The sequence below is a fragment of the Sphingomonas sp. genome, from assembly GCF_965248875.1.
Classification (GTDB): domain Bacteria; phylum Pseudomonadota; class Alphaproteobacteria; order Sphingomonadales; family Sphingomonadaceae; genus Sphingomonas.
Map to the genome: position 1 here is coordinate 38,643 of NZ_CBDFKR010000005.1, position 26,063 is coordinate 64,705.

The following is a 26,063-nucleotide window of genomic DNA, read 5'->3' on the forward strand; positions in this document are numbered from 1 at the left end:
ATTTAACGCCATGACGACGCTGGACAGGGGTGATCGGGCGGTGGCAGCGCTCGTCGCGGGCGGGCTGGTCGCGCTGTTGTTGTGGGCGCTGGTCGCCGGGCTTTCGATCGGTCGCGGCGGGTCGGCCGACACCGCGTTGAAGCTGTTCGGGGTCGCGCCGCCGCCGCCGGCGCCCGCCCGCGTCGTGCCGCCGCGCGTCCGCAACTTCCGGCCGGCGGGCGCCGCTGCCCCGCCCAACCTGCGCAGCCGCGCGACCGACATCGTCGCCCCCGTGCCACAGGTCGTGGTCCCGGTGACGCCGCCCGTGGTGGTGGCGCCCGTAGCGGCCACGGATGTGCAGGCGTCAGCCGGAGCAGCTGACGTCGCTGGCCCGGGTACGGGCGCAGGTGGGGAGGGTAACGGCTTCGGTGCAGGCGGCGACGGCGACGGCGACGGCGCGGGCGACGTCCCGCCGCGGCGCATCGGCGGCCGGATAAGAGACTCCGATTACCCGCTGGAGGCGGGCGAGCAGGGGATCAGCGGCACCGTCGGCGTGCGTTTTGTCGTCGACGAACAGGGCCGTGTGCCGCGCTGTTCGATCACCCGGTCGAGCGGCTCGCGGCTGCTCGACGACACCACGTGCCGGCTGATCGAGCAGCGCTATCGCTTCCGCCCGGGGCACGACGCGCAAGGACGGCCGTTCGCATCGACGATCGTGGAGAACGAGACCTGGGTGATCCATGACGAACCGCCCGAGCGGGAGCGGTAGCGGCGCGTTACGGCGGGCCGGCGTAGACGATCGTGTTACCATCCGGGTCGTCGACGTAAAACTCCCGCTGGCCCCAGCTCTGGTCGACCGGCCCCGCATGGACCGGGCTTTCGGGACGGCTCGGCGGACGCCAGCCCCGCGCCAGCAGGCCGGCCCAGGCGGCGTCGGCATCGGCGACGCGGATCATCGCCGACTGACGGCCCGGCGCCGCTCCGTCTTCCTGCAGGTGGAGTTCTTCGCCCAGCAGAGCGAGCACCGCGTAGAAGCCCGCGTCGAGATGGACGCGGCACCCGAGCTGATCGAGATAGAAGGGTAGCGTCGCCGCGACGGAGCGGACACGCAGAATGGGTACCATTGGCCGATCCGCCGAAAAGTCCGGGGAGTTCTGTTGCCCGGCCCCCCCGGCAGCCGCTGGAATCCCCTTCTGTTGCCCGGTGGGGTCCGACCGCGCTATCTTGGAGTAACCTTAGGCCGTGAGGCCCTCAGTTACGCCGCAATCGCGAGTGCTTCGTTATCGTTGGCACTTGTGTAATGGGCCGTCGCGGTGGTCCCATTCCGAGCAAAAGTCAGCGCTTTTCAACACACGTCGATCCTGGTTCGGCCCCGTCATGCGCGCCGGCGAGCCGGAGCGGATGGTGGAGCCGCCGGGTACTGCCCCCGGGTCCGATGCGTCTATTGCACGCCGTCGTTTATCGCCATAGCCGGGTTGCCCCAGCATCGCCGATATAGGCCATCGTGGCGGCCGTCGCAAGAACGTCACGCTTGCCATCACGCCGCCACAAATCCCTACTACGCGTGGGGTAGTATGCTTACTCAACGCTCCCGCTACGCGATGCGCGCAATGCTCTATCTGGCCGAGGCGCCCGCGGGCGGTCCGCCGATCCCGATGACGCGGATCGCGGCCGCAGCTTGCGTGCCGCGCAAGTTCCTGGAACTGATTCTCGCCGACCTGCGCGAGGCCGGGCTGATCCATTCGCACCGCGGCAAGATGGGCGGCTATTGTCTGTCGCGGCCGACGCATCTGATCTCGCTGGGGGACATCATCCGCGTCATCGAAGGGCCGCTGGCGCTGATCTCCTGCGTCAGCCGCACCGCCTATCGTCCGTGCGGCGATTGCCATGACGAGGCGAGCTGCGCGATCCGTCACGCGATGATGCGCGTCCGCGACGAGACCGCGCGCATCCTCGACGGCACCAGCCTCGCGGCCGCGGGCGCGCAGGAGCTGGCGGCGGCCTGATCGCAGGGTGGCGTGGCTAGCGACGCTAAGCTGCTGGGCGGCCCCGCAGCTCGTCCCTGATCTCGCGGAGCAGCGCGACCTCGGCCGGCTCCACGACGACCGCCACGACCGGCTTGGGCATCATCCGGTTCACTGCGCGCACGATCTGGAAGATGATGAAGGCGATGATGAGGAAGTCGACCGCCGCCGTCAGGAACGCGCCATAGCCGAGCAGGGGCACCCCCGCCTTCTTGAGCGCGGCATAATCGGTCAGCGAGCCCGTATAGCTGGCGGGCACCGGCCCGAGCTTGACGAAATAGCTGGAAAAATCGAGCCCGCCGAAGATCTTGCCGATCACCGGCATGATGATGTCGTCGGTCAGCGAGGTCACGATCTTGCCGAACGCCGCGCCGATAACCACGGCCACCGCGAGATCCAGCACGTTGCCGCGCATCACGAACGCCTTGAACTCTTGGAACATCGCGTCGCCTCCTTGATCTGAATCAAGCGATGCTAACCGCCGATTGCCCCTTCGCCAAGCCGCGCCGCGTCACTATAGTGATGTGCGACATCTGCCGGAGGTTGCCCATGACCCTGCGTTCCGCTCCTGCCCTGTTCGGCGTCCTGCCCCTCGCCGCCGCGTTGGCGTCCTGCGGCGTCAACAGCGTGCCGACCGCGGAGGAGACCGCCAAAGCGCGCTGGGCCGACGTTCAGAACCAGTATCAGCGCCGGGCCGACCTGATCCCCAATCTGGTCGCTACCGTCCGCGCCGCGGGCGCGCAGGAGAAATCGATCCTCGTCGAGGTGACACAGGCGCGCGCCGCCGCCAACCAGATCACCGTCGCGCCCGGCCAGCTGACCGACCCCGCCGCGCTGCAGCGCTATGCCGCTGCGCAGACCAATGTCGGCGTATCGCTGCAGCGGCTGCAGGAGGCCTATCCGCAGCTGCAGAGCCAACAGGGCTATCGCGACCTGACCGTCTCGCTGGAGGGCACCGAGAACCGGATCGCCCAGGCGCGGCGCGACTATAATCTGGCGGTGCAGGCCTATAACACGACGATCCGCACCTTCCCCAACGCGATCGGCGCGAAGGTTGTCTATGGCGCCAGGCCGATGGTGCCGTTCCAGGCCGTTACACCGGGCGCGGACACCGCGCCGACGGTCAATTTCGGGAACGGTAACTGAAGTTAGTCGCACGCCTGCTGATCCTGCTTGCGCTGCTGGCGGCCGCGCCGGCGGCGGCGCAGACCTATCCGCCGTTCACCGGGCTGGTGGTCGATGCCGTCAATGTCCTGCCCCTCGCGACCCGGGCGGACCTGACGGCGAAGCTGCAGGCGCTCCAGCACGACACGCACCGCCAGCTGATCGTCGCGACGATCCCCGACCTGCAGGGCTATGCGCTGGAGGACTACGGGATCGGGCTCGGCCGTAACTGGGGAGCAGGGCTGCGCGACGTGAACAACGGCATCGTCCTGTTTATCGCCCCCAACGAGCCGTCGGGCCATCGCGGGCCGCGGATCGAGGTCGGTCGCGGCCTGGAGCCCGTCGTCACCGATATTTTCGCTGGCCGCGTGATCCGCGAGCAGATGATGCCGCGCTTGCAGGCAGGCGATGTGCCGGGTGCGATGACGGCGGGAACCGGCGCGCTGATCGCCCAGCTGCGCGCCTCCCCCGAGGAGGCGCAGGCGCGCACCGACGCGGCGGCGGCGGCATATGATCGCGAGCATCGCGGGTCGGGCGCGAGCGGCGACGGCGGCGGGCTGCCGCTGGGAATGATATTCTGGGGCGTCGTGATCCTGTTCGTCGTGCTGCCCGCTTTGCGCGGCCGGGGCAGCGGGCGGCGCTGGTCGGGCGGCGGCAGCAGCTGGCCAATCGTGCTGTGGGGGCTTGGCAACGAGCTGAGCCGCGGCGGCGGCAGCAGCGGCTGGACCGGCGGCGGGTCGTCCGACGGCGGCAGCGGTACAAGCTGGGGCGGCGGCGGCTTTACCGGCGGCGGCGGTGGAGATTTCGGCGGCGGCGGCGCGTCGGGATCGTGGTGAGCCTGCTCTCGCCCGCCGATCATGCACGCGTCACCGCGGCGGTGACGGCGGCGGAGCAACGGACCGCGGGCGAGATCGTGACGGCGGTGGCGGCGCGCTCCGACGCCTATCACGATGCGGCGCTGCACTGGGCGATGCTGGCGATGCTGGCCGTGCCCGCGGCCTTCGCCTTCTGGCCGGACGCGGCACTGCGGCTGTGGGGCGTGGTCGCGGACGGCTGGGGCCCGGCCCCGGCGGGCGCGCCCTACCTAGTGGCGCTGGTCGGCAGCACCGTCGCATTCCTGCTGGTCCGGGTGCTGCTCGCGCAAATGCCACTGCGCATGGCGGTGACGCCTGGCGCGACCAAGACGCGGCGGGTGCGGCGCCAGGCGCTGGCGCTGTTCCGCGTCGGCGCGGAGCGGCGGACGCGCGGGCGCACGGGCGTGCTGCTGTACCTCTCGCTTGCCGAGCGGCGGGCGGAGATCGTCGCCGACGCGGCCATCCACAGCCGGGTCGACGACGCCGTGTGGGGTGAAGCGATGGCGGCGCTGCTGACGCAGGTGCGGGCCGGCCGCGCCGCGGACGGGCTGATCGCCGCGATCGACCGGGTCGCAATCGTGCTGGCTGAGCATTTCCCGCGGGAAGCGGACGATGTCAACGAGCTGCCCGACCGGCTGATCGAGCCTTGACGGTCGAAACGCCGTGGGTGGGCAGGTTTCTGCGCGTTCGCCGCGACGGCAGCTGGGAATATGCCGAACGCACCAATGCGACCGGCGCGGCCGTGATCGTCGCCGTCGACGACGGCCATCTGCTGCTGATCGAGCAGCAGCGGGTGCCGACCAGCCGTCGCTGTCTGGAGCTGCCGGCGGGACTGGTCGGCGACGAAGGCCCGGCCGAGACCCCCGCCGAAGCCGCGATACGCGAGCTCGAGGAGGAGACCGGCTATCGTGCGGCAGCGGTGGCGGTGCTGGGCAGCTTCTATTCGTCGCCGGGAATTACGTCGGAAAGCTTCACGCTGGTCCGTGCGACGGGACTGACCAAAATCGGGGAGCCGGAGGACGGCATCACGCTCCATCGCATTGCAATGGCCGACCTGCCCGCGTTTGTCGCGGCGAAGCGCGATGCGGGCATCGGCATTGATGCGCGGCTGTTGCTGTTCCTCGGCAGTGACTTCCGGTGAGCCGGGCCGCCGTCGCGGGCAAGCCTATTTGAAATTATCCGCGTAAGCCTGCAGCTTCAGGGTCGCCGCCGGCGCGGGCTGCAGCACATGCGCCCACCCCTGTTTATCGGCATAGGCCACCGCTGCCTCCGCAGTCGGAAAGCTCAGCCGCACCTGATCGCGCGTGTCGCCGCTCCCCGCCCAGCCGGTCAGCGGATCGGGGCGCTTGGCCTCGGCAGGTTCGAACTCCAGCTGCCAGCGGTCAGTGTTAGCGCGGCCCGACTGCATCGAGCTTTTGACACGCTGAAAGATGCGGGCGGTGGGCATGGGCATCCTCTTGTCCCACTCTGGCGGTCGGAGCGACGGCAATCTGTTAGCGCGATCCGCCGGCACGCGCATCCGCCTTTTTCGTCCGCAGCGTAGCTGCCGCAGCGCCCGGATCGTCCGGCCAGGGATGCTTGGGATACCGTCCCCGCATCTCCCTGGCGACAGCGACCCAGCTGCCGCGCCAGAAGCCGGGAAGGTCGCGCGTGGTCTGGATCGGGCGGCCCGCGGGCGAGGTCAGGCTGAGCACCAGCGGCGTGCGCGCCTCACCGACGGTTGGGTGCTCGGCGACGCCGAACAACGCTTGGACGCGCAGCTCGACGCGCGGACCGCCGGGGGCGGCATAGTCGATCGCATGCGTGCTGCCCGCAGGGCTGGTGAAGGCGGCGGGCGCGAGGCGGTCGAGGCGCTGGCCACCGTCCCAGCCGAGCAGCCCGCGCAGTGCCTCGGCGAGCGCGCCCGGCGCGATCTGATCGAGACGACGCTTGCCGGTCAGCAGCGGCGGCAGCCACTCATCCAGGCGCTCGCCCAGCGCCGCATCATCCAGCCCGATGCCCGCATGGGCGGCGCGGGCACGCAACGCCCGGGCCGCATCGCCCCAGGGCAGCAGCGCGACGCCGTGCCCACGCACGCCGTCGAGCAGGGCGGCCCCGATCGCGTGCGGATCGGCATCGCCGTCCGGCCCGCTGCTCAGCCGGAGCTTGCCAAGCACCCGCTCGCGCCGCGGCTCGACCGCGCCGGTGGCGGCGTCGAAGGCTGCAGTTCGGCGGGTCTCGATCCGGCCGGCGAACAGCGTTTCGATCGTGTCGCGGTCAATCGCGGCGGCGGCCAGGATGCGGGCGCCGCCCGCCGATCCCTGCGTCTCCGCGACCGCAAGCCATTCGGCGCGCGCGAGGGCGGAGGCGGGATCGAGCCGAAAGCCGCGGCCGCCGGTCGACGCCCATTGCTCGCCCGACGAATCGCGGCGCCGCGCGATACGGTCGGGAAAGGCGAGCGCGATGCAGGCGGGCAATGCCTCGTGCGCCGGTCCATCGGCAGGCTGTGGCCCCGCCACCCCGGACGCCCAGCGCCGCGCCATCGTCCTGGCCGCCTCCGCCTTGATCCCGCGCTCACTCCGCCAGCGCCGCCGCCGCGCCTCCAGATCCGGGTCGTTCCCGCCGAGCCCGCGCTCGGACAGCAGCACCGCCGCCTCCGCTGCGACCTGCTTGTCCGGCGCGCGCAGCAGCATGTGCGCCAGCCGCGGCGGCATCGGCAGCGAGGCGATCCCGCGGCCATGGGCGGTGGGGCGGCCATTCGAGTCGAGCGCGTCGAGTGCGTGCAGGCGGGCCGTCGCTTCGACGACCCCGGCGGTGGGCGGCGGGTCGAGCCAGCGCAGGGTGCGGGGGTCGGCCACCCCCCAGATCGCGGTGGCGAGCACCAGCGCCGACAGGTCCGCCTCCAGGATTTCGGGCGGATCATAAGGCGGCAGGCCGGCGGTCGCGGCCGCCTCCCACAGACGGTACGCGACCCCCGGTCCCTGCCGCGCGGCCCGCCCCGCACGCTGCTCGGCGGCGGCGCGGCTGACGCGCTCGGTGACGAGGCGGGTCATCCCCGCACCGCGGTCGTAGCGCGGCCGTCGGGCGAGCCCCGAATCCACCACGGCGCGGATGCCGTCCAGCGTCAGGCTGGTTTCGGCGATGCTGGTGGCGAGGACCAGTTTGCGCCGGCTGTCCGGTTCCGGGCGGATCGCGGCGCGCTGCGTGGCAGGATCGAGGCTGCCGTGGAGATGATGGAGCACGACGCCGGCGGGAAGCCCGGCCAGCCGCTCGGCCGTGCGCTCGATCTCGGCGACGCCGGGCAGAAAGGCGAGCACCCCGCCCTCCCCTTCGGCAAGCGCGCGGCGGCAGGCGGCGGCGACGGCGTCCTCGATCCGCTCCTCGCCGCTGCGCCCGAGGTAGCGGTGGACGAGCGGGAAGCTGCGGCCGGCACTCTCGACGACCGGTGCATCGCCCATCAGCGCCGCGAACCGCGCGCCATCGAGCGTCGCCGACATCGCGACCAGGCGCAGGTCGGGGCGAAGTGCCGCCTGCACGTCGAGCGCAAAGGCGAGGCCGGTGTCGCCGTCGAGGCTGCGCTCATGGACCTCGTCGAACAGCACCGCCGCAACCCCGGCCAGTTCCGGGTCGGTCTGGATTCGCGCAACGAAGATCCCTTCGGTCAGCACGGTCACGCGCGTCACCGCCGAGCGCCGCGTGTCCATCCGCGTGGCATAGCCGATCGCGCCGCCCACCGGCTCGCCGCGCAGCGCAGCCATGCGCTCGGCCGCAGCGCGGGCGGCAAGGCGGCGGGGCGAGAGGAGGAGGATTTCTCCCGAACACCATGGCTGATCCAGCAGCGCCGGCGCCACCGCGGTCGTCTTGCCCGCCCCGGGCGGCGCCACCAGCACCGCGTTCGGTCCCGCGCGCAAAGCGGCGAGCAGATCGGGCAGCACCGCGTGGATCGGCAGGTCGGGGGACGGTGTCACGCCCGCTCTTTCGCAGGGATGACGGCGCGGGGGCAATGCGGCTATGCAGCCGCGGATCCCAAGGAGAAATGCCATGTCCCTGCTCGACACCATTCTGAACCAGGTCGCCGGACACGATCTGTCCGGTCTCGCGGGCCGCGTCGGCCTGACGCCGGAACAGCTGCAGACCGCCCTCGGCGCGCTTCATGCGGCGCACCCGCAGCCGGGCGACACCGCGACGGTGGCGGCGCAGAACACCGGCCTGCCGGTCAACGTGCTGCAGCAGGTGCTGAGTCATCTCGGCGGCGAAGGCGCGCTGGGGCAGCTCGGCAGCGTCCTTGGCGGCGGCGGGGCGGCCGGTCAGGAGGGCGGCGCGCTCGGTGGGCTTGGCAGCATCCTGGGCGGGCTCGGGCGCTGAACGCTGGCGCTGTGACGGCACCCTGCTAGGCTTCCGCGCATGGGTCAAGGCCACCACCATCGCCACGATCACGCGCACGGAAGCGGTCACGGCCATGATCACGGCCCGCCCGCCTATTCGCGTGCGTTCGCGATCGGCATCGGGCTGAACATCGCCTACGTTCTCGTTGAGGCAGGGGCCGGGTTGTGGACCGGATCGGTCGCGCTGCTCGCCGACGCCGGGCACAATCTCTCGGATGTGCTGGGGCTCGGCGTCGCCTGGGGCGGCGCTGTGCTGGCGCAACGCCCCGCGACGAAGCGCTTCACCTATGGCTTCAAGAGTTCGACCATCCTGGCGGCGCTGCTCAACGCGCTGTTGTTGATGGTGGCGTTGGGCGCGGTGGTGCTGGAGGCGGCCCAGCGCTTCGCCGACCCCGCGCCGATCATGGGATTGCAGGTGGCGGCGGTCGCGGGCGCGGGGATCGCGGTCAACGGCTTTACCGCCTGGCTGTTTGCGCGCGGGCGGCATGGCGACATCAACATCCGCGCCGCCTTTCTCCACATGGCGAGCGATGCGGTGGTGTCAGCGGGGGTCGTCGTCGCGGGGTTGATCATCTGGCGAACGGGCGCAGTGTGGCTCGATCCGCTGGTCAGCCTCGGCATCGCCGGGATCATCATCTGGCAGACTGCCGGACTGCTGCGCGAAACGGTAGAGATGGCGCTGCAGGCTGTGCCGCGCGACCTCGACTACGACAAGGTGCGGATGGCGCTGCGCGTCCTGCCGGGCGTCGAGCGCGTCCACGACCTCCACATCTGGCCGATGTCGACCACCGAACCGGTGCTGACCGCGCACCTTGTCATGCCCGGTGGCACCGGCGACGACGCCTTCCTGCGCGAGGCCGAGCTGATGCTGCGCGAGCGCTTCGGCATCGGCCATGCCACGCTCCAGCTGGAGCGTGGCGAGGATGTTCACCCTGTGGAGACCTGCCGCGCGCGATAGGCCGCGATCGTCAGCAGCACCCCGGCGATGATCGCGGTATCCGCCGCCCAGTCCATGATGTCACAGTCGCGGTGCAGCTGCGGGATCGACTGGCATACCTCGATCAGCGCGCCGGCGAAGGACAGCCGCTCGCCGATGCGCAGCAGGCTCGCGCCCGGCCACCCCGCCGCCGCGAGCACCGACAGCGTCCCGAACGCGATCATGTGCTGATACTTGTCGCGCAGGTGGTGCGCGATGTCGGGCGGGTGCGGCAGCAGCGCCATGGTGAAGGCGAACAGCAGCGCCGCCACGAACAGCGGCCGGGCGACGGCGGCGAGGGTCACGGGGGCACTCCACGCGCCGCGTCAATGCGGCGGCCGCGGTGCCGGTGGCGCGGCCCTCACCCTAAGTCAACCCGCGCGCCGCTTCCCCCGAGGACGCGGCGCGCGGAACTGGTCAGGCGAAGCGCACGGTGGTGCGCGGCGCCGCCGCGCGACGGCGGAGCGCGAAGCCGGCGAGCGCAAAGCCCATGATCAGCATGGCCCAGGTCGCGGGCTCCGGCACCGCCGCGACCGGCGCGGCGACGAGGTTCACGCTGCCGAGGCGGTTGTTGCCATAGGTCGCACCGCCCGCGGCCGAGTAGCCGAACGACTGCGAGATGCGCAGCGTGACGGCGCCGTTGGCGGCGGCGAACTGCTGGTTGGGATCGGCATAGGTCAGCCCCGCGATCGGGCCGGTGAAATAGCTGTTGGCGATCGAGAACTCCAGGCCGGTGCCATCGGCCGAGAAGGCGTAGTTGATGCCCGGCAGCGTTGCCGAATAGCCGTTCACCCCCGGCGCGAAGGCGCGCCGGTTGGTGATCTCGAAGCCGACGTCGGAACCGTTGTTGTTCGCCGGATCGACATCGAAATACAGGTTGGCGAAGGCGACGCCCAGGTTCTGGATGTTACGATCGGCCTGGAAGAAGCCGTACACCGCATTGGTGCCGGCTGTCAGGTAGATGCTGTACGCGGCGCTGGCGTTGGTCGGCCCCGGGGTGCCGAAGTTGTTGGTCGGCGCGTTGGGATCATACGCGACGAAGGACTTGGCAACGCCGTAGGAGGCGTCACGCACGCCGTCCACCGTCTGTGCCGCCGCCGGCGCAGCCACCATCAGGCCGATCGCGGCCACTGCATACTTCTTCATCATGATCGTTCCCCGCAAACCGTGCTGAATCTATGCCGGCCGTCCGGCAAATCTTAACAATGGGTTTACCAGGGTCAATTAGGGTAAGGAACATTAACGTAATTTAATGTGTCCCGTTTGGGGACTGCCAGTCAGTAGGCGCGGGCGACCGCGAATTCGACCGCTTCGACCATCGTCTCCTTCGCCTTGGATGGCGGCAGGTGGCCGATCGCGTCGATCGCGCGCTGGCCGTAATGACGCGCGCGCGCCAGCGTGTCGTCGACGGCGCGGGTGCGGCGGACCAGCTCGACCGCATGGGCGAAGTCGGCGTCGCCGGCGCGGCGGCCCTCCACCGCGTCCTTCCAGAAGCGGCGATCATCGTCGCCGCCGCGGGCATGGGCGAGGATTACGGGCAGCGTCATCTTGCCCTCGCGGAAGTCGTCTCCCGCGTCCTTGCCCATCGTGCCGGCGTCCGACGTATAGTCGATCGCGTCGTCGACCAGCTGGAAGGCGATGCCCAGGTTGCGGCCGAACGCATCGAGCGCGAGCTCGTCCGCCTCGGGCCGCTCGGCGACCACCGCCGCGATGCGGCAGGCGGCGGCGAACAGCGCCGCGGTCTTGGCGCCGATGATGTCGAGGTAGCGGTCCTCGCCCAGGTCGACGCGCCGCGCGGCGGTGAGCTGGTTGACCTCGCCCTCCGCGATCACCGCGGACGCGTTCGACAGGATCTTGAGCACCTTGAGCGAGCCGTCCTCGACCATCAGCTCGAAGCTGCGGCTGAACAGGAAGTCGCCGACCAGCACGCTCGCCGGATTGCCCCAGATGATGTTGGCGGTGCGGCGGCCGCGGCGCAGGTCGGAGCCGTCGACGACGTCGTCGTGAAGCAGCGTCGCGGTGTGGATGAACTCGACCGCGGCGGCGAGGCGGTGGTGGCGTGTGCCGGTATAGCCGATCGCCCGCGCGCTCGCGAGCGTCAGCATCGGGCGCATCCGCTTGCCGCCGCCCGCGATCAGATGCCCGGCAAGCTCCGGGATCAGCGGGATCTGCGACTGCATGCGATCGAGGATCACCGCGTTGACGGCGTTGAGGTCGCCGGCGACGAGGGTCATCATCGGCTCGAGCGACGGGGCGTGCGGGCGGAGCTGGTGAACGGTAGCGGTCACGCCCGGCGCTCTGGCCGCTGCTTCATCGCAAGGCAAGACTTGTCGGGCGCGGCCGCACCCCGCAATAGAGGGCGGAGGGGAGCGCCATGGCCGACGACGTGCTGACCGGATATCGCAAGAGCATCGACAACATCGACGCGGCGCTGGTCCATCTGCTGGCGGAACGGTTCAAGGTGACGCAGGCGGTGGGGCGGCACAAGGCGATGGCGGGCCTACCCGCGGCCGATCCGGGGCGCGAGGAGCGGCAGATCTCGCGGCTGCGACAGCTGGCCGCGCAGGCGGAGCTGGACCCGGAGTTCTCGGAGGCGTTCCTGCGCTTCATCATCGACGAGGTCATCAGGCATCACGAGCGCCTCACCGCGTGAGCGCGCCTTCGCTCCTGCCTCAGCGGGTGAGCGCGTCTTCAGCCAGGCCTCAGCGCGTGAGCGCGTCTTCATCCAGGATGCAAGTTTAGTGCTCGTCGCGATCGAGGGCGGCGACGGGGCGGGCAAGGCGACGGCGGCGGCCGAGGTCGCGCGGCAGCTGAACGCCGCCGGGCGCACCGCGACGGTCCTGTCCTTTCCGCGCTATGCCGATACGGCCGGGGGCTGGGCGCTGGGCGAGATGCTGGGCGGGCGATTGCCGCGCGAGGTGAGCCCACGCGCGGCGGCTGTGCTGTACGCGCTCGACCGGATGGAGTCGCGCGGCAAGCTGCTGGCAGCGGCGGACGCGCACGAGGTGGTGGTGCTCGACCGCTACATCGCGTCGAACCTCGCCTATCAAGCGGCGCGTGGGCCCGCCGACGAGGCCCCGGCGCTGATGCGGTGGATCTGGTCGCTGGAGACGGAGCAGTTCGCGCTGCCCCCGCCCGATCTGTCGGTCTATCTCGCGACGCCGGTCGATGTGGCGCGGCGCCAGATCGCGATGAAGCGTCACCGCGACTATACCGACGCGACCTTCGACGTGAACGAGGCGGACGCGGCGCTGCAGGCGCGGGTGCGCGACAACTACACGGCGCTGGCGGCGGCCGACTATGCCGGGCGCTGGGCGACGGTGGAAACGGTACGCGACGGGACGATGCGCGCGCCGGGGGAGATCGCGGCGGAGATCGTTGGGACGTTATGATCGGCAAGATTACCACCGCCGCGCTTGCGTTCGCCGCCTTGGGCGCGGCGCCTGCTCCGTCCGCCGAGATGGCGCGCTGGCGGACGGAGGCGGCGCGTGTGACGATCACGCGCGACGACTGGGGCATCGCGCATGTGCACGGACACAGCGACGCCGACGCGGCGTTCGGCGCGATCTATGCGCAGGCGGAGGACGACTTTCCGCGGATCGAGGCCAATTACCTGACCGCGCTCGGCCGCACCGCGGAGGCGGAGGGGGCCGGGCCGGACGCGATCTGGGCGGACCTGCGGCAGCGGCTGTGGATCGACCCGATCGACCTGCACCGGCAATATGCGACCGCGCCGGCTTGGCTCCGGGCGCTGTGCCGGGGCTGGGCGGACGGCCTCAACTTCTATCTCGCGACGCACCCCGCCGAGCATCCCCGGGTGCTGGCCCGCTTCGAGCCGTGGATGGCGCTGTCGTTCAGCGAGGGGTCGATCGGCGGCGATATCGAAAAGGTCGATCTGGCTGGGTTGCGGGCGTTCTACGGAAGCGGCGATCCGGCGAGCCACAGCCTGTCGAGGCGCGCGACGGTCCCCGACGAGGAGCCGCGCGGTTCCAACGGCATCGCCATCGGCCCGCGGCTGTCGGCGAGCAGGCACGCGATGCTGCTCATCAACCCGCACACCAGCTTCTTCTTCCGCTCCGAGCTGGAGATGGAGAGCGACGCCGGCCTGCACGCCTATGGCGCGAGCACCTGGGGGCAGTTCTTCCTCTATCAGGGCTTCAACGAGCGGCTCGGCTGGATGCACACCACCAGTGGCGCAGACAATGTCGACGAGTTCGCCGAAACGGTCGTTCAGCCCAGTGCAGGCGGCCCGACTTACCGGTTCGGGAGCGCCGAACTGCCGATAGAGCTGGCGCCGGTCACGCTTCGTGTCCGTCAAGCCGATGGATCGCTGGTCGCGCAGACCTGGCAGACCTTCCGGACGCGACACGGCCCGATCGTGCGATCGGAGAACGGCAAGTGGATCGCGGCAGCGTTGATGAACCGGCCGCTAGCCGCGCTGGAGCAGAGCTGGCTCAGGACCAAGGCGCGGACGCAGGCGGCGTTCCTGCGGGCGCTCGCGCTGCAGGCCAACTCGTCGAACAACACGGTGTATGCCGACGCGGATGGGCATATCGCACTGCTCGCGCCGCAGTTCACACCCCGGCGCGACGACCGCTTCGACTATCGCGCGCCGGTCGACGGCAGCGATCCAGCGACGGCATGGCGGGGCGTGACGCCGATGGCGCAGCTGCCGCAGGTGCGCGACCCGGCGGGCGATTGGCTGTACAATTCGAACGATGCGCCGTGGCGTGCGGCGGGGACCGACAGCCCGCGGCGCGATGCGTTCCCGCGCTACATGGACCAGGCGGGGCCGAACCCGCGCGGCGCGCATGCGACCGCGCTGCTCGGCCGGGCGCGGGCGCTGACGCCGACGGGGCTGCGCGCGATCGCCTATGACCCGTGGAGTCCCGAGTTCACGCGGATGGTCCCGAAGCTTCTCGCCGCCTGGGACCGGCTGCCCGACGGCGCGCGCAAGGCGGCGCTGGCCCAGCCGGTGGCGGCCTTGCGCGGCTGGGACGCGCGCTGGGCCGCCGACAGCGTGCCGACCGCGCTGGCAATGACCTGGGGGATGGACCTGTGGGGGCATACGCCGCCCGCGGCGCCGGGCGCGCCGGCCGAGGTCGACACGCGCTGGGCGCGGATGGAGGCGATGCCCGACGCCGCTCTGCTCGCCGCGCTCGACCGCGCGATGGCGACGCTGACGCACGATTTCGGGCGCTGGCGTGTACCGTGGGGCGAGATCAACCGCTTCCAGCGCAACGACGCGGCGATCGTCCAGCACTTCGACGACGCCCGGCCGTCGACGCCGGTGCCCTTCACCTCCGCGATCTGGGGCAGCCTGGCCTCCTTCGGCGCACGGCCCTATCCGGGCACCGCACGCTGGTACGGGACGAGCGGCAATAGCTTCGTCGCGATCGTCGAGTTCGGGCCACGGGTGCGCGCCTGGTCCGTGACGGCGGGCGGGGAGAGCGGGCGGCCGGGCAGCCCGCATTTCCGCGACCAGACTGGGCGCTACGCCGCGGGCGACCTCAAGCCCGTCTATTTCTGGCCCGACGAACTCGCCGGGCATGTCGAACGCCGCTACCGGCCGGGGGAGTAAAGATGGGCAAGCATCACGACGACGAGGACGATCTGGCGGCGCTGCAGCTGGCGCTGGTCAAGGCCCAGGCGGCGGCGATCAAGGCGGGCGAGCGCACCGTGCTGGTGATGGAGGGGCGTGACGGCGCCGGCAAGGACGGCACGATCAAGCGCATCGTCGAGCACCTCAGCCCCCGCGTCACCCGCGTCGTGGCGCTGCCCAAGCCGTCCGATCGCGAGCGCACGCAGTGGTTCTTTCAACGCTATGCCGTGCAGCTGCCCGCGGCGGGCGAGCTCGTGATCTTCAACCGCTCCTGGTACAATCGCGGCGGCGTCGAGGTGGTGATGGGCTTCTCCACACCTGCCGAACAGGCGGAGTTCCTGCGCGACGCCCCCGATTTCGAGCGGATGCTGGTCGAAAGCGGTATCAGGCTGGTCAAGGTCTGGCTCGACATCGACAAGGACGAGCAGAAGAAGCGGCTGGACGCGCGGCGCGAGGAACCGCTGAAAGCGCTCAAGGTCAGTGATCTGGATGCGGTCGCGCAGACCAAATGGTTAGACTATTCGGCGGCGCGCGATGCGATGCTGACCCGTACTCACACCGCGATCGCGCCCTGGGTCTGCGTGCGGGCGGACAAGAAGCCGCGGGCGCGCGAGGCGGTGATCCGCCACCTGCTGCGTCAGATCGCGCCGGTGGATATCGCTGCAGGCGTGGACGCGCCCGATCCGAAGATACTGTTCCCGTTCGAAGCGGCGGCGGTGACCGACGGACGACTCGCGCCCTAGCGGGTAGCGGGCACGGCGCCCGCGGCAGTATCCCCAACCCCAATGTCCTCCGGTCCGACCACCGCCACCCGCCAACCCGCGGGAACATAGTCGACCGACATGTAGTAATAGAGGCTGCACGTCCCGTCCCGGCGGTAGCTCGCGCCCTTCAGGATGCCGAGGGCGACCGTGCCGTCGAACACCGGCCCGCCGCTGTCGCCGGGGCGGCAGGTCGGACCCTCGACCGCAACCCAGCTCGGCGCGCAGGGTCCGCCGCACAGGTCGCCCGGCGGCGCGAAATCGACATAGGCGATTTCCGCGCAAGAATAGCCCGACCGCTCGCCGCGGTGGCAGACGACATCGCCGACCCTTGTCTGCGCACGCGGGCGGGTTCCGGTGACGGCGCGCTGCAGCTGGCGCGCGGTATCGGCGAAGAACAGCGGGTCGAGCGGCGTGTCGCTCGCATGCAGCTGGACGTCCTGGAAGCTCCAGCCCCATTGGCCCAGGAACGGCAGCGGCGTCTCCGCCCCGTCCGGCGCGACATAGCTCAACGTGTCCGCGCAGTGCGCCGCGGTCAGCATGCCGCTGCGCGTGCCATCCGTGACGACGAAGCCGGTGGTGCACAGGTAGCGCCGCCCGTCGACGGTGCCGACGACGCGGCCGCCGCCGGTTATACTGAAGCTTGGCGCGCTGCTGTCCGCCGAACGATCGAGCAGGCGGACGCTGACGGGCACGCCGGTCAGGTCGGCGAAGCGCTGTTCCAGGGCGGCGGCGGGCTGGCGATCGAGATCAGCGCCCGCGACCAGCACCACCAAGGCGCCGGTCCGCGCATCGACCGCCAGCCCCGGCGGGCGGCTGAGCGCGGCGCGGATCGCCGCCTGGTGCGTGGTCAGCGCGGCGAGGAGCTGCGCCCGCGTGGCGAGTGCGCCGGTGTGGAAGGCGACCGTCACCTGCATGCCCGCGGCGTCGATCTGCCGGTCAGGCTCCGGTGTAACGCCGGTCAGCAGCACGTCGATGCGGTACGCCGGACGGTGCAACACCGCGATCCCGGCGAGGCGGCCGGCGAACTCCGTCTCTATCGCACCCGTGACGGCGATCGTGGCCTGCTGCGCTGCCAGCTGCGCCTGCGCGTCGCGATCGGTCAGCCCCGCCGCCAGCCCCCAGGTCTGCGCATCGCGGACGCGGGCGGCGTCAGTGGACTCGATCTGGGCGTGCGCCGCCGATGAAAACAGCAGCAGCGCCGCCAGACACTTCGACAGCGCCTTAAGCAGAAGCCGCGCTCTCCACCGGCACGCTTGCGCCCGCCGCCTGCAGCCGGTTCCACGCATCCAAGGCGGCGATCTTGTACGCCTCCGCCAGCGTCGGATAATTGAAGGTGTTCTCCATGAAATAGTCGATCCCGCCCTTCAGGTTGAGCACCGCCTGGCCGATATGGATCAGCTCGGTCGCGCCCTCGCCGATGATGTGGACGCCGAGCAGCCGGTGCGTCTTCAGCGAGAAGAGCATCTTCATCATGCCGGAATCGAGCCCCATGATGTGCCCGCGCGAGGTTTCACGGAAGCGCGCGGTGCCGACCTCATAGGGAATATGCCGCGCGCGCACCTCCTCCTCGGTCAGCCCCACCGTACTGATCTCGGGCACCGCATAGATGCCGTAGGGGAAGTATTTGGGCGGCGGCGGCGGCGCGAGGCCGAAGGCGTGGCAGGCAGCGAGGCGGCCCTGCTCCAGGCTGGTCGAGGCAAGGCTGGGGAAGCCGATCACGTCGCCCGCGGCATAGATGTGCGGCACGCTGGTCTGCATGGTCGTCGGCTCGACCGGCAGCCGCCCGCGCTCGTCGGCGATCAGGCCCGCGGCGGGGAGGTCGAGCTGCGCGGTCGCGCCGATCCGTCCGGCGGCGAACAGCAGCATCTCGTTGGCGATCACCCGCCCGTCCTTGAGGCGGCAGACCGGGCGGCCGTTCTCCACCGCGACGCTCTCCACCGGCGTGCCGAGCCGCAGGCCGACATTGCGGTCGCGCAGCTCGTGGATGAACTCGGCGACGATCTCGCGGTCGACGAAGTCCAAAATCGTGTCGCGCGGCTCGACCAGCGTCACCGCGACGTCAAGCGCGGAGAAGATGGTGGCGTATTCGACCCCGATCACGCCCGCACCGATGACGGTCAAGCTGCGTGGCAGCCGGGGCAGCTCGATCAGCTCGTCGCCGTCGAACACGCTCGGTTCCTCGAAGGGGATATAGGCGGGGCGATAGGGCTCGGTGCCGACCGCAATCAGGATCTTGTCGCCCGCGACGCAGCGGGCTTCGCCCTCGGCGCTCGTCACCTCGATCGTGTGCGGATCGGTGAAGCGGCCGGCGCCGCTGAGCACATGGACGCCGTTGCGGGCGAACTGATGCTCCAGCACCTCGACCTCGTGATCGAGCGTCTTGTGGAGGCGGCGCATCAGGTCGGCCGCCGAGATGTCCTGCTTCACGCGATAGCCGCGCCCGTAGAAGCCGCGCTCGCGCCAGCCCGACAGGTTGAGGACGGTCTCGCGCAGCGTCTTGGACGGGATGGTGCCGGTGTGGACGGAGACGCCGCCGACGCGCCGCCCGCGCTCGATCACCAGCACCTGCTTGCCCAGTTTCGCCGCCTGGATCGCGGCGCGGCGGCCCGACGGACCGGAGCCGATGACAAGGAGGTCGTAGCGCGGGGTGGCCATACGGCCGCATAGCAGCGTCATGGTTAACGCGACATAGCTCCTCCCCGTTCACGGGGAGGTGGCGCCTGCGAAGCAGGTGACGGAGGGGGGCGCGCCACGAGCGACCCGCTAGTGGCAAGCCCCCTCCGTCACGCGGCTGCGCCGCGCGCCACCTCCCCGCCAGCGGGGAGGAGCGCTACGTCCGCACCACCTGGAACCCGCCGAACGACTGGCTCACCGGCATCAGCTCCAGTGCGTTGACGTTGAGGTGCGGCGGCAGCGTCGCGATCCACCAGATCGTCTCGGCGATGTCCTCGGCGGTCATCGGATCGGCGCCCGCGTAGAGCGTATCGGACGCATCCTGCGAGCCGGTCCTGACCGTCGTGAACTCGGTCTCGACCATCCCCGGCTCGATCGAGGTGACGCGGACGCCGGTGCCGTGCAGGTCACTACGCAGACCGAGCGAGAACTGGCGCACGAACGCCTTCGTGCCGCCATAGACGTTGCCGCCGGCGTACGGATAGGTCGCCGCGACCGACGACAGGTTGACGATCGCGCCCTTGCGCTCGATCAGCCCGGGCAGCAGGCGGTGGGTCAGCGCGACCACCGCGACGACGTTGGTGTCGATCATCGTCCGCCACTGGTTCAGATCGGCGGTCTGCGCGGGCGCGGTGCCGAGCGCGAGCCCGGCATTGTTGACGAGCAGGTCGGGCGACCAGTTTTGCGGCAGCCCCACCACCGCCGCCTCGCGCGCGCGCTCGTCGCGCATGTCGAAAGCAAGTGGACGAAACGAGTCGCCCAGCTCCTGCGCCAGCGCGTCGAGCCGCTCGCGCCGCCGCCCCGTCCCGACCACGCGCCAGCCGCCCGCGACGAACCGTCGCGCCGCCGCCGCGCCGATGCCGGCGGTAACGCCGGTGATGAACGCGGTCTTCACAACCCCAGCGTCCACGGCTTCGGCCGCCCGGTGGGGTGCGCGACGCCGTCGAGTCGCACAGCGCGGACGATCGTCACCGGGCGGTCGAGCACCTGGCCGCGCATCGCGCCGCTGCCGCCCGAGGCGGGCATCGCCAGGATCCGGCGGACCACGTCCATCCCGCCCACGATGCGGCCGAACACCGCATAGCCCCCATCGCGGCCGTGCGCGTCCATGCCGGGGCTGGCGCCCACATACAGCGAGAAATTGCCGGTTGCGGAGTCGGGCTGATCGAAGCGCGCCATCGAAATTGCGCCATCGACATGATGGAGCCCGGTGCGGCTGGTCGGCTCCAGCGGCACGGGCGGCAGGACGCGGCGCGGATCGGTGCCGATCCCGCCCTCGATGAACCCGCCAGCACGTCCCCGCGACCGCGCCGCGCGGAAGAAGCGCGTGCCCTCCAGCCGCCCGTCGTCGACATACAGCATGAAATTGGCGACCGTCCGCGGCGCATGCCGCGCGTCCAGCGCCAGCGTGATCGCGCCCGCCGCAGTGTCGAGCCGGACGTGGACGATTCCGGGCTCCACCAGCGTAGGCGTCGCGCCGATCAGGAAAGGAAGAGCGAGAAGAGAAAGAAGCGCGCGCATGAGGCTTTCTATCGAGTGCGCACGCGCGCGTCATCCCGCAACCCGGCCGCTTTCGCCAATACCGCTCCTCCCGATCGCGGCACAATGCGTCGATGTCGAGCAATTACACGGCGCAGCGCCGCTATCTGGCCGGGCTGTCCGATCACGATCTGGTCGCGGCCTGGCGCGACCTCGGGCATATCTGGACGCCCGGTAAGATCCAGGCGGGGTATGACGAGCTTCACCACCGCGGTCTGTGGCGAGAGGCGCAGGCAGGGTTCGCCGCCCGCCGGTCACGCTGGCGGCGCTTCTATGGACTGATGATGCTGGCGCTCGTGGGCGGCGTTGTCCTGTTTGTCGTCATGCGGATCGCCCTGCTCTGACGCGAGGCGCGGGGGTCGCCAGCGCCGCAATGGCCGAAACCGCCAAGACCGGTGGCGACGATCGTGACATCGTAATGCAATGCCGAGTTTCGACGAGCACGCCGCCCGCTTCGCCGCCATGCCCAAGGGCGAACTGATCCGGCTGTTCCGCACGCTGCCGGGCCTGTGGTCGGAGGACCGGCGGCGGGCGGCCTATGAGGAGCTGTACCGGCGCGGTCTCGGCGAGGAGGCGGAAGCGGCGCGCATGGAGCAGGCGCGCCGGATGCCGGCACGGAGCCTGATGCTGAGCGCGATCATCCTGTGCGTCGGACTGTTGCTGGTCGCTGCCTTGGTCGGCGCGGCATCGATCGTGCATCGGTAGTCGCACTGAGCCGGCCTGCTTCACCGGCGACCGGTCGAGCAACGCTCAGATATTGCGATCCATCCCCGCCCAATAGGGCGCCCGCACTTTGCCGCGCTGGATCTTGCCCGCTTCGCTCCGCGGCAGGTTCGATGCGAAGTCGAGCGCGCGGGGCACCTTGAACGCGGGCAGCGCCAGCCGCGCAAAGGCGAGGATCTCCTCGGCCAGCGCCGGCGACGCGGTGTAGCCGGGCTTCAGCTCGACCACCGCGCGCACCGCCTCGCCCCAGTCGGGGTGCGGCACGCCGACGGTGGCGCTGTCGGCGACGGCCTCGTGCTTGATGAGTTCGTTGTCGATCTCCTGCGGGTAGATGTTGACCCCGCCGGAGATGATCGTCTCCGCGCTGCGCCCGGTGAGGTACAGATAGTCGTCGGCGTCGAAATAGCCGACGTCGCCCATCGTGAAATAGCCGTCGACCCGCATCGCCGCGGTCTTCGCCGGGTCGTTGAAATAGCTGAAGTCCGCGCCGGGCGGGATCTCCTGATAGATCGTGCCCTCCTCGCCATCGGGCAGTTCGCGGCCCTGCTCATCAAGGATGCGCGTGCCGAGCAGTATCGGCCGCTTGCCGACGCTGCCGGGTTTCCTGAGCCATTCGTGGCTGTCGATGAGATAGCCCGCTCCGCCCTCTGACCCGCCATAATATTCGGTCAGCACCGGCCCGAACCAGTCGATCATCGCCAGCTTAACCTCCGGCGGACAAGGCGCGGCACCGTGGATCAACCAGCGCACGCTGTCGACCGGCCAGCGCGTCCTGACCTCGGCGGGCAGCGCCAGCAGCCGCTGGAACATGATCGGCACCATGTGGAGATGGGTGACGCGCGCCTCGGCGATGGTGCGCAGCGTCCCCTCACTATCCCATTTGTCGCGAAAGATCAGCGGCACGCCCGCGTTCATCGCGCCGTTGAGGTCGAACAGCAGCGGGGCGGCATGATAGGCGGGACCGACGCAGAGCTGGACGCTGGTCACCGGGTCGTAACCACGCAGCGTGTACGCCGCCTGCGGCGCGACGACGGGGTTCGGTCGGTACACGCCCTTGGGCCGGCCGGTGGTGCCCGAGGTGTAGAGCATCTGACTGCCCAGCACGGGATCGTCGATGTCGCCGCCGTCGAACGGCGCCAGCGCCGCAGCATATTCCTCGAACCCCTCGACCGCGCCGCCGACCGCCAGCCGGACCGCAACGTCCGGCGCGCCTGCCATCGCCGCCGCGACCGGCGCGCGGCCGGCCTCGGCGATCACCGCCCTCGCTTCGCAATCGGCGACGACGTAGCCGATCTCGTCGGCGGTCAGGTGCCAGTTGACCGGCGTCAGCCGCAGCCCAGAGCGCTGGGTCGCCGCCAACGCCTCGACGAACTCGACCCGGTTCGATGCGATCAGCGCGACGCCGTCCCCCGCGCGCAGCCCGCGGGCGCGCAACAGCCCGACCAGCCGGTTGGCGCGCGCGTTAACCGCCGCATAGGCGTGCGCCGTGCCGTCGGGATCGATGACCGCCGTCCGCGCCGGCTGCTCCCCCGCCCAGATGGCGAAGCGCATCCCCAGCAATGCGGCGGCGTCCAGCCGTTGTTCAAGCGCGGCGTCGATCGCCACATCGCCTCTCCTGTTTTGGGTGACGTGCGGGCCGGGCTGCGCCGCGTCAAGCGCTCTGCCCGCTTGACCCCGCCCCCGCCGCGCCGCCAAGGCGGCCGGGCATGACGATCCGCAATCAGGCCTATATCGCCGGCGCGTGGGAGCACCCGACCCGGCTCGCGCCCGACAAGTCGACGCCGCAGCTGCATGCCGAGTGCGCGGCGGGGGCGCTGGCCGATGCGGGGCTGAGCGTGGGCGACGTCGACGGCTATTTCTGCGCGGGCGACGCGCCGGGGTTCGGCGGGCTGTCGATGGTCGACTATCTCGGCCTGCGAGTCCGCCACCTCGACGCCACCGAGACCGGCGGCTCGTCCTACATTCTCCACGTCGCGCACGCGGCGCAAGCGATCGCCGCGGGCAAATGCCGCGTCGCGCTCATCACGCTGGCCGGGCGGCCGCGCTCCGGGCAGGGCCGTCCGCCGGTGACGGGCGCGCCGGAGGGGCCGTTCGAGAACTGGGTCGGAATGACGACTCACACCAGCTACGGCATGTGCGCGGCGCGGCACATGCACGAGTACGGCACCACGAGCGAGCAGCTGGCGTGGATCAAGGTCGCGGCGTCGGCCCATGCGCAGCACAACCCGCACGCGATGCTGCGCGACGTGGTGAGCGTCGAGGACGTCATCGCCTCGCCGATGATCGCCGACCCGCTCCACCGGCTCGACTGCTGCGTCGTGTCGGACGGCGGCGGCGGGCTGGTCGTCGTCGCGCCGCAGATCGCGCGCGCACTCAATCGCCCGTTGGTCGCGGTGCGCGGCGCGGGCGAGGCGGTGAGGGGGCCGCGGGGAGGGTTGGGACTGGACCTGACAACCTCCGCCGCGGCGGTGTCGGGGCCGCTGGCGTTCGCAGAGGCCGGGGTGACGCCTGCGGACATTGACTATGCGTCGATCTACGACAGCTTCACGATCACCGTGCTGATTCAGCTGGAGGATCTGGGCTTCTGCGCCAAGGGCGCAGGCGGGCGGTTCGTCGCCGACGGCAACCTCATCAGCGGGGTCGGGCGGCTGCCGTTCAACACGGACGGCGGCGGGCTGTGCAACAACCATCCGATGAACCGCGGCGGCATCACCAAGGTGATCGAGGCGGTGCGCCAGCTGCGCGGCGAGGCGCATCCCGCGGTGCAGGCGCTGGACTGCCGCCTGGCGGTGGCGACCGGGATCGGCGGCTCGCTCGGCGCGCGGCACGCGGCGGCGACGCTGATCCTGGAGCGCCAGTGATGCGGACCCATCCCGCGCCGGAAATCGGGCCCGACACCCAGCCCTTCTGGGACGCCGCGGCTCAGGGCAGGCTGCTCATCAAACGCTGCGGCGCGTGCGGGGAGCGGCATTACTATCCACGTCCGCTATGCCCCTTCTGCCTGTCGGCCGACACCCGGTGGGAAGAGACGGCCGGCGCGGGCGCGATCTACAGCCTGTCGACGATGCGCCGCGGCAAGGACGCGCCCTACACGCTCGCCTATGTCGCGCTGGACGAAGGACCGGCGGTGCTGACCGAGATCGCGACCGGCGACCATGACGCGCTCGCGATCGGGCAGCGGGTGCGGGTGCGGTTCGCCCCCTCCGACGGCGACGCGCCCTACCCCATGTTCGCGCCGGCGTGACCGCCGCGGCGGCTTCATCCGTCGAAGGTAACGCTGCGGTTGCTGGGTCCGCGCCGCAGGAGCTTCGGGAGCGCGAAGCCGCCTACCACGCCTTCGTTGCCGCCAACCTCCGCCGCAACTTCACCGGCCATTTCGTCCACGGCATGCTCGGCATGACCGGGTTTCGGCTGATCTACGCGCCGACCTTCATCCCCAGCTACATCCACCGGCTGACCGGGTCCGACGCGCTGGTCGGGCTCGGCACCGCGCTGCTCCAGTTGGGCGCGATCATCTCGCCGATCTTCAGCGCCACGCGCTTTGAGCATCAGCCGCGCATCCTGCCCTATGCGATCCGCACCGGCATGGCGATGCGGCTGTCCATCCTTGGGCTGGCGCTGGCGGGGTGGTTCCTGACCGGGCGGACGCTGCTGGTCGCGACGCTCGCCTGTCTTTTCCTGCTCGGCGCCTTCAACGGGACGCAGCGCGTCGCCTTCCAGATGCTGATGGCGAAGGTGATCCCGCTGCAGCGCCGCGGGCGGCTGCAGGCGTATCGCAACACCGTCGGCGGTGCGATCGCGGCATTGCTGTCCTACGCGGCCGGGCGCTACCTGATCGAGCGCGACGTCGGCGGCAACGGCTATGCGACCACCATCTTCCTTGCGTTCGTGCTGACCAGCCTGGGGCTGACCGCGCTGCGGCTGTTCATGGTCGAGCCCGACCCGGTGAGCGTTCGCCCGGCGGCGTCGTTCGGCGAACGGCTGCGCGACTTCCCGCGGCTGCTCGCCGACCGCGACTATCGCTGGTTCGTGATCGCGGAGGCGCTGTGCGTTGCGGCGCGGATCGCGTCGCCCTTCTACATCCTCTATGCCGGACAGCAGCTGGGGCTGTCCGGACGCGTGATCGGCGAGCTGTCGCTCTGTTACCTCGGCGCCGACACCGCGTCGAACCTGCTCTGGGGCAATCTGGGCGACCGCACCGGCTACCGGCTGACCTTGATGGCGTCGACCGTCCTGTGGGGCGCGGCAATCGCGCTGTTGCTGGCGGTGCATCAGCCCTGGGCGGTGTTCGTCGCGTTCTGCGGGCTGGGCGCGGGGGCGTTGGGCTATCAGATGAGCCAGCAGACGATGGTGCTGGAGTTCGGCGAGCGCACCGACGTTGCGATGCGGCTGGCGCTGTCGACGACGATCGAAGGAACGATCTCCGCGATCGGGCCGCTGATCGGCGGGCTGGTTGCGACGACGCTGGGCTATCGACCGCTGATGGGCGCGGCGGGCGCGTTCCTGCTCGCGTCGTTCGTGCTGATCCTGACCCGGGTGCACGAGCCGCGGCGCAAGGTGCGGCCGGTGGTCGCAACCGATCTCGGCGAGCCGGAAGAGGTCAGCGTGGGCTGAGCGCCTGCTTCTGCGCGAGCGCCAGGCAGGTGGCGAGGCCGATCGCCCCCGCCTCGTCGTAGAGCCGGCACTGGCCGAGCGCGATGCCGTCATCGGCACCGTGATACCCGCTCTCGACCCCGATCCACTCGCCCGCCGGCAGCCGGTGCAGCGCCAGCGTGACGTCGGTGTTGATATAGCCGAGCCCGGCCGATCCGCTGTGCGAAAAGGGGCTGGCGAAGTCGCACGCCGCCGCCGCCCGCGCCCATGGCGTCAGCGCCAGGCCGGCGATCGCCGGGCGCAGTTCGCGCATCCAGCCGCTGCGCTGGCCATCGGTGCCGAACGCGCCCGTTACCGGCCGGAACTCCCACATCCGCCACTGTTGCTCACCCCGGGGCACCTGATCGGGCGGCGGCGCGGCCCAAGGCTCGGGCCGCCAGACGTCGCCCGCCGCATTCTCGCCCTCGCGCAGGAACTGTACCGTCGCGAGCGCCATCGGCGTGCCCCCAGAGACGAAGTGCGCGGTGACGAGGCGCAGCCGTCCGCCGTCGCGGACGACCTCGGTCTCGATCGCGACGGGGTCGAAGCGCGGCAGCCTGAACATGTCCACCGTCATCCGCGCCGGGCGGAAGCCGCCGCCGCCGTGCCGCGCCTCCACCACCGCGCCGAGCAGCCCCGCGACGACGCGGCCGTTGAGCGAGCCGGGGTCCCAGGGACCGCGACAGATCGGCTGCGGCAGATAGACATCGCCGTCGGGGAAGAAGAAGGCGTCGTCGTTCATGGCGCTCCTTACCGTCGCAATTCGGCT

The 26,063-nt window shown here is 70.7% G+C and carries 30 protein-coding genes and 1 other RNA gene; 17 read left to right on the forward strand and 14 right to left on the reverse strand.

Annotation, left to right across the window (positions count from 1 at the left end; all coding sequences use genetic code 11):
• Positions 1 to 40: 40 nt before the first annotated feature.
• On the forward strand, positions 41 to 748 hold the full coding sequence (locus ACP2AD_RS03925) for an energy transducer TonB (RefSeq protein ID WP_425228784.1): 708 nt from the start codon (positions 41 to 43) through the stop codon (positions 746 to 748).
• 7 nt (positions 749 to 755) lie between these two features.
• Here the strand turns inward: ACP2AD_RS03925 and ACP2AD_RS03930 are convergent, their stop codons facing one another.
• Together ACP2AD_RS03930 and ssrA are read right to left on the reverse strand one after the other, a co-directional pair.
• On the reverse strand, positions 756 to 1,103 hold the full coding sequence (locus ACP2AD_RS03930; protein WP_425228785.1) for a VOC family protein: 348 nt from the start codon (positions 1,101 to 1,103) through the stop codon (positions 756 to 758).
• A 57-nt stretch (positions 1,104 to 1,160) separates the two neighbouring features.
• Positions 1,161 to 1,503: a transfer-messenger RNA gene (gene ssrA, locus ACP2AD_RS03935) on the reverse strand.
• A 50-nt stretch (positions 1,504 to 1,553) separates the two neighbouring features.
• On the opposite strand from ssrA, the gene ACP2AD_RS03940 reads away from it, so the two are divergent.
• A complete protein-coding gene (locus tag ACP2AD_RS03940; RefSeq protein WP_425228786.1) occupies positions 1,554 to 1,985 on the forward strand; it encodes an RrF2 family transcriptional regulator in 432 nt (143 codons plus the stop codon).
• Between the two features lie 25 nt (positions 1,986 to 2,010).
• Here ACP2AD_RS03940 and mscL read toward each other — a convergent pair whose 3' ends face one another.
• Positions 2,011 to 2,445 carry a large conductance mechanosensitive channel protein MscL gene (mscL, locus tag ACP2AD_RS03945; RefSeq protein WP_425228787.1) on the reverse strand — a complete coding sequence of 145 codons (435 nt, stop codon included), beginning with the start codon at positions 2,443 to 2,445 and terminating at the stop codon, positions 2,011 to 2,013.
• A gap of 107 nt (positions 2,446 to 2,552) precedes the next feature.
• Between mscL and ACP2AD_RS03950 the strand changes: the two genes are divergently transcribed.
• Genes ACP2AD_RS03950 through ACP2AD_RS03965 form a run of 4 tightly spaced genes read left to right on the forward strand, consistent with a single transcriptional unit; the run spans position 2,553 to position 5,162 of the window.
• Entirely contained in the window at positions 2,553 to 3,149 is a 597-nt protein-coding gene (locus tag ACP2AD_RS03950; protein WP_425228788.1) for a LemA family protein, read from the forward strand.
• Positions 3,146 to 4,003 (forward strand): TPM domain-containing protein, encoded by an 858-nt coding sequence (locus ACP2AD_RS03955; RefSeq protein WP_425228866.1) that lies wholly within the window; start codon positions 3,146 to 3,148, stop codon positions 4,001 to 4,003. Before ACP2AD_RS03950 ends, ACP2AD_RS03955 begins: the two co-directional genes overlap by 4 nt.
• On the forward strand, positions 4,000 to 4,671 hold the full coding sequence (locus ACP2AD_RS03960) for a TPM domain-containing protein (protein ID WP_425228789.1): 672 nt from the start codon (positions 4,000 to 4,002) through the stop codon (positions 4,669 to 4,671). Before ACP2AD_RS03955 ends, ACP2AD_RS03960 begins: the two co-directional genes overlap by 4 nt.
• Positions 4,668 to 5,162, forward strand: a complete 495-nt coding sequence (locus ACP2AD_RS03965) for an NUDIX hydrolase (protein ID WP_425228790.1) — start codon at positions 4,668 to 4,670, stop codon at positions 5,160 to 5,162. Before ACP2AD_RS03960 ends, ACP2AD_RS03965 begins: the two co-directional genes overlap by 4 nt.
• Positions 5,163 to 5,186: 24 nt before the next feature.
• On the opposite strand, the gene ACP2AD_RS03970 is transcribed toward ACP2AD_RS03965, so the two are convergent.
• Positions 5,187 to 5,468: an ETC complex I subunit gene (locus ACP2AD_RS03970; RefSeq protein WP_425228791.1), complete on the reverse strand. Its 282-nt coding sequence runs from the start codon at positions 5,466 to 5,468 to the stop codon at positions 5,187 to 5,189.
• Positions 5,469 to 5,514: 46 nt separating this feature from the next.
• On the reverse strand, positions 5,515 to 7,968 hold the full coding sequence (gene hrpB / locus ACP2AD_RS03975) for an ATP-dependent helicase HrpB (protein ID WP_425228792.1): 2,454 nt from the start codon (positions 7,966 to 7,968) through the stop codon (positions 5,515 to 5,517).
• 73 nt (positions 7,969 to 8,041) lie between these two features.
• On the opposite strand from hrpB, the gene ACP2AD_RS03980 reads away from it, so the two are divergent.
• The gene (locus ACP2AD_RS03980) at positions 8,042 to 8,365 is read left to right on the forward strand and encodes a hypothetical protein (protein ID WP_425228793.1); all 324 of its coding nucleotides are present in this window, start codon (positions 8,042 to 8,044) and stop codon (positions 8,363 to 8,365) included.
• A 39-nt stretch (positions 8,366 to 8,404) separates the two neighbouring features.
• The gene (locus ACP2AD_RS03985) at positions 8,405 to 9,343 is read left to right on the forward strand and encodes a cation diffusion facilitator family transporter (RefSeq protein ID WP_425228794.1); all 939 of its coding nucleotides are present in this window, start codon (positions 8,405 to 8,407) and stop codon (positions 9,341 to 9,343) included.
• Here ACP2AD_RS03985 and ACP2AD_RS03990 read toward each other — a convergent pair.
• From ACP2AD_RS03990 to ACP2AD_RS04000, 3 genes are all read right to left on the reverse strand, one after another.
• Positions 9,313 to 9,666, reverse strand: a complete 354-nt coding sequence (locus ACP2AD_RS03990) for a hypothetical protein (protein WP_425228795.1) — start codon at positions 9,664 to 9,666, stop codon at positions 9,313 to 9,315. The genes ACP2AD_RS03985 and ACP2AD_RS03990 overlap by 31 nt on opposite strands.
• 112 nt (positions 9,667 to 9,778) lie before the next feature.
• Positions 9,779 to 10,510 (reverse strand): PEPxxWA-CTERM sorting domain-containing protein, encoded by a 732-nt coding sequence (locus ACP2AD_RS03995; protein ID WP_425228796.1) that lies wholly within the window; start codon positions 10,508 to 10,510, stop codon positions 9,779 to 9,781.
• A gap of 128 nt (positions 10,511 to 10,638) precedes the next feature.
• On the reverse strand, positions 10,639 to 11,649 hold the full coding sequence (locus ACP2AD_RS04000) for a polyprenyl synthetase family protein (protein ID WP_425228797.1): 1,011 nt from the start codon (positions 11,647 to 11,649) through the stop codon (positions 10,639 to 10,641).
• A gap of 86 nt (positions 11,650 to 11,735) precedes the next feature.
• Here ACP2AD_RS04000 and ACP2AD_RS04005 point away from each other — a divergent pair, with 86 nt between their 5' ends.
• The 4 genes from ACP2AD_RS04005 (at position 11,736) to ppk2 (ending at position 15,706) form a co-directional block, all read left to right on the forward strand.
• Entirely contained in the window at positions 11,736 to 12,014 is a 279-nt protein-coding gene (locus ACP2AD_RS04005; RefSeq protein ID WP_425228798.1) for a chorismate mutase, read from the forward strand.
• Positions 12,015 to 12,102: 88 nt separating this feature from the next.
• A complete protein-coding gene (locus tag ACP2AD_RS04010; RefSeq protein ID WP_425228799.1) occupies positions 12,103 to 12,753 on the forward strand; it encodes a dTMP kinase in 651 nt (216 codons plus the stop codon).
• Positions 12,750 to 14,942 carry a penicillin acylase family protein gene (locus ACP2AD_RS04015; RefSeq protein ID WP_425228800.1) on the forward strand — a complete coding sequence of 731 codons (2,193 nt, stop codon included), beginning with the start codon at positions 12,750 to 12,752 and terminating at the stop codon, positions 14,940 to 14,942. Before ACP2AD_RS04010 ends, ACP2AD_RS04015 begins: the two co-directional genes overlap by 4 nt.
• Positions 14,943 to 14,944: 2 nt before the next feature.
• Positions 14,945 to 15,706, forward strand: coding sequence for a polyphosphate kinase 2 (gene ppk2, locus ACP2AD_RS04020; RefSeq protein ID WP_425228801.1), 762 nt, complete (start codon positions 14,945 to 14,947; stop codon positions 15,704 to 15,706).
• Here the strand turns inward: ppk2 and ACP2AD_RS04025 are convergent.
• The 4 genes from ACP2AD_RS04025 to ACP2AD_RS04040 all read right to left on the reverse strand — a co-directional run bounded on the left by ACP2AD_RS04025 (position 15,703) and on the right by ACP2AD_RS04040 (position 19,921).
• Positions 15,703 to 17,013: a hypothetical protein gene (locus ACP2AD_RS04025; protein ID WP_425228802.1), complete on the reverse strand. Its 1,311-nt coding sequence runs from the start codon at positions 17,011 to 17,013 to the stop codon at positions 15,703 to 15,705. The genes ppk2 and ACP2AD_RS04025 overlap by 4 nt on opposite strands.
• Positions 16,949 to 18,403 carry a Si-specific NAD(P)(+) transhydrogenase gene (gene sthA / locus ACP2AD_RS04030; protein ID WP_425228803.1) on the reverse strand — a complete coding sequence of 485 codons (1,455 nt, stop codon included), beginning with the start codon at positions 18,401 to 18,403 and terminating at the stop codon, positions 16,949 to 16,951. The genes ACP2AD_RS04025 and sthA overlap by 65 nt, the downstream gene beginning before the upstream one ends.
• Before the next feature lie 154 nt (positions 18,404 to 18,557).
• A complete protein-coding gene (locus tag ACP2AD_RS04035) occupies positions 18,558 to 19,295 on the reverse strand; it encodes an SDR family NAD(P)-dependent oxidoreductase (RefSeq protein ID WP_425228804.1) in 738 nt (245 codons plus the stop codon).
• Positions 19,292 to 19,921 carry a peptidylprolyl isomerase gene (locus tag ACP2AD_RS04040; RefSeq protein WP_425228805.1) on the reverse strand — a complete coding sequence of 210 codons (630 nt, stop codon included), beginning with the start codon at positions 19,919 to 19,921 and terminating at the stop codon, positions 19,292 to 19,294. Before ACP2AD_RS04040 ends, ACP2AD_RS04035 begins: the two co-directional genes overlap by 4 nt.
• A 92-nt stretch (positions 19,922 to 20,013) precedes the next feature.
• On the opposite strand from ACP2AD_RS04040, the gene ACP2AD_RS04045 reads away from it, so the two are divergent.
• The gene (locus tag ACP2AD_RS04045; protein ID WP_425228806.1) at positions 20,014 to 20,283 is read left to right on the forward strand and encodes a hypothetical protein; all 270 of its coding nucleotides are present in this window, start codon (positions 20,014 to 20,016) and stop codon (positions 20,281 to 20,283) included.
• A gap of 79 nt (positions 20,284 to 20,362) precedes the next feature.
• Complete coding sequence (locus ACP2AD_RS04050) at positions 20,363 to 20,644, forward strand: hypothetical protein (protein ID WP_425228807.1); 282 nt, start codon at positions 20,363 to 20,365, stop codon at positions 20,642 to 20,644.
• 45 nt (positions 20,645 to 20,689) lie between these two features.
• On the opposite strand, the gene ACP2AD_RS04055 is transcribed toward ACP2AD_RS04050, so the two are convergent.
• On the reverse strand, positions 20,690 to 22,267 hold the full coding sequence (locus ACP2AD_RS04055; protein WP_425228808.1) for an AMP-binding protein: 1,578 nt from the start codon (positions 22,265 to 22,267) through the stop codon (positions 20,690 to 20,692).
• A gap of 101 nt (positions 22,268 to 22,368) precedes the next feature.
• Here ACP2AD_RS04055 and ACP2AD_RS04060 point away from each other — a divergent pair, with 101 nt between their 5' ends.
• From ACP2AD_RS04060 to ACP2AD_RS04070, 3 genes are read left to right on the forward strand one after another with little or no spacing between them, the layout of a single operon-like run.
• On the forward strand, positions 22,369 to 23,523 hold the full coding sequence (locus ACP2AD_RS04060) for a thiolase domain-containing protein (RefSeq protein ID WP_425228809.1): 1,155 nt from the start codon (positions 22,369 to 22,371) through the stop codon (positions 23,521 to 23,523).
• Positions 23,523 to 23,906 carry a Zn-ribbon domain-containing OB-fold protein gene (locus ACP2AD_RS04065; RefSeq protein ID WP_425228810.1) on the forward strand — a complete coding sequence of 128 codons (384 nt, stop codon included), beginning with the start codon at positions 23,523 to 23,525 and terminating at the stop codon, positions 23,904 to 23,906. Before ACP2AD_RS04060 ends, ACP2AD_RS04065 begins: the two co-directional genes overlap by 1 nt.
• Entirely contained in the window at positions 23,903 to 25,276 is a 1,374-nt protein-coding gene (locus ACP2AD_RS04070; RefSeq protein ID WP_425228811.1) for an MFS transporter, read from the forward strand. The genes ACP2AD_RS04065 and ACP2AD_RS04070 overlap by 4 nt, the downstream gene beginning before the upstream one ends.
• Here the strand turns inward: ACP2AD_RS04070 and ACP2AD_RS04075 are convergent.
• Positions 25,263 to 26,036, reverse strand: coding sequence for a thioesterase family protein (locus ACP2AD_RS04075; RefSeq protein WP_425228812.1), 774 nt, complete (start codon positions 26,034 to 26,036; stop codon positions 25,263 to 25,265). The genes ACP2AD_RS04070 and ACP2AD_RS04075 overlap by 14 nt on opposite strands.
• Between the last annotated feature and the right edge of the window lie 27 nt (positions 26,037 to 26,063).

Coding starts and splice junctions, on each gene's coding strand:
- ACP2AD_RS03930 (WP_425228785.1), bottom strand. CDS start 1,103: ATGGTACCCATTCTGCGTGTCCGCTCCGTCGCGGCGACGCTACCCTTC.
- ACP2AD_RS03940 (WP_425228786.1), top strand. CDS start 1,554: ATGCTTACTCAACGCTCCCGCTACGCGATGCGCGCAATGCTCTATCTG.
- mscL (WP_425228787.1), bottom strand. CDS start 2,445: ATGTTCCAAGAGTTCAAGGCGTTCGTGATGCGCGGCAACGTGCTGGAT.
- ACP2AD_RS03950 (WP_425228788.1), top strand. CDS start 2,553: ATGACCCTGCGTTCCGCTCCTGCCCTGTTCGGCGTCCTGCCCCTCGCC.
- ACP2AD_RS03970 (WP_425228791.1), bottom strand. CDS start 5,468: ATGCCCACCGCCCGCATCTTTCAGCGTGTCAAAAGCTCGATGCAGTCG.
- ACP2AD_RS03980 (WP_425228793.1), top strand. CDS start 8,042: ATGTCCCTGCTCGACACCATTCTGAACCAGGTCGCCGGACACGATCTG.
- ACP2AD_RS03985 (WP_425228794.1), top strand. CDS start 8,405: ATGGGTCAAGGCCACCACCATCGCCACGATCACGCGCACGGAAGCGGT.
- ACP2AD_RS03995 (WP_425228796.1), bottom strand. CDS start 10,510: ATGATGAAGAAGTATGCAGTGGCCGCGATCGGCCTGATGGTGGCTGCG.
- ACP2AD_RS04005 (WP_425228798.1), top strand. CDS start 11,736: ATGGCCGACGACGTGCTGACCGGATATCGCAAGAGCATCGACAACATC.
- ACP2AD_RS04015 (WP_425228800.1), top strand. CDS start 12,750: ATGATCGGCAAGATTACCACCGCCGCGCTTGCGTTCGCCGCCTTGGGC.
- ppk2 (WP_425228801.1), top strand. CDS start 14,945: ATGGGCAAGCATCACGACGACGAGGACGATCTGGCGGCGCTGCAGCTG.
- ACP2AD_RS04025 (WP_425228802.1), bottom strand. CDS start 17,013: ATGCGTGGAACCGGCTGCAGGCGGCGGGCGCAAGCGTGCCGGTGGAGA.
- sthA (WP_425228803.1), bottom strand. CDS start 18,403: ATGACGCTGCTATGCGGCCGTATGGCCACCCCGCGCTACGACCTCCTT.
- ACP2AD_RS04040 (WP_425228805.1), bottom strand. CDS start 19,921: ATGCGCGCGCTTCTTTCTCTTCTCGCTCTTCCTTTCCTGATCGGCGCG.
- ACP2AD_RS04045 (WP_425228806.1), top strand. CDS start 20,014: ATGTCGAGCAATTACACGGCGCAGCGCCGCTATCTGGCCGGGCTGTCC.
- ACP2AD_RS04050 (WP_425228807.1), top strand. CDS start 20,363: ATGCCGAGTTTCGACGAGCACGCCGCCCGCTTCGCCGCCATGCCCAAG.
- ACP2AD_RS04060 (WP_425228809.1), top strand. CDS start 22,369: ATGACGATCCGCAATCAGGCCTATATCGCCGGCGCGTGGGAGCACCCG.
- ACP2AD_RS04065 (WP_425228810.1), top strand. CDS start 23,523: ATGCGGACCCATCCCGCGCCGGAAATCGGGCCCGACACCCAGCCCTTC.
- ACP2AD_RS04075 (WP_425228812.1), bottom strand. CDS start 26,036: ATGAACGACGACGCCTTCTTCTTCCCCGACGGCGATGTCTATCTGCCG.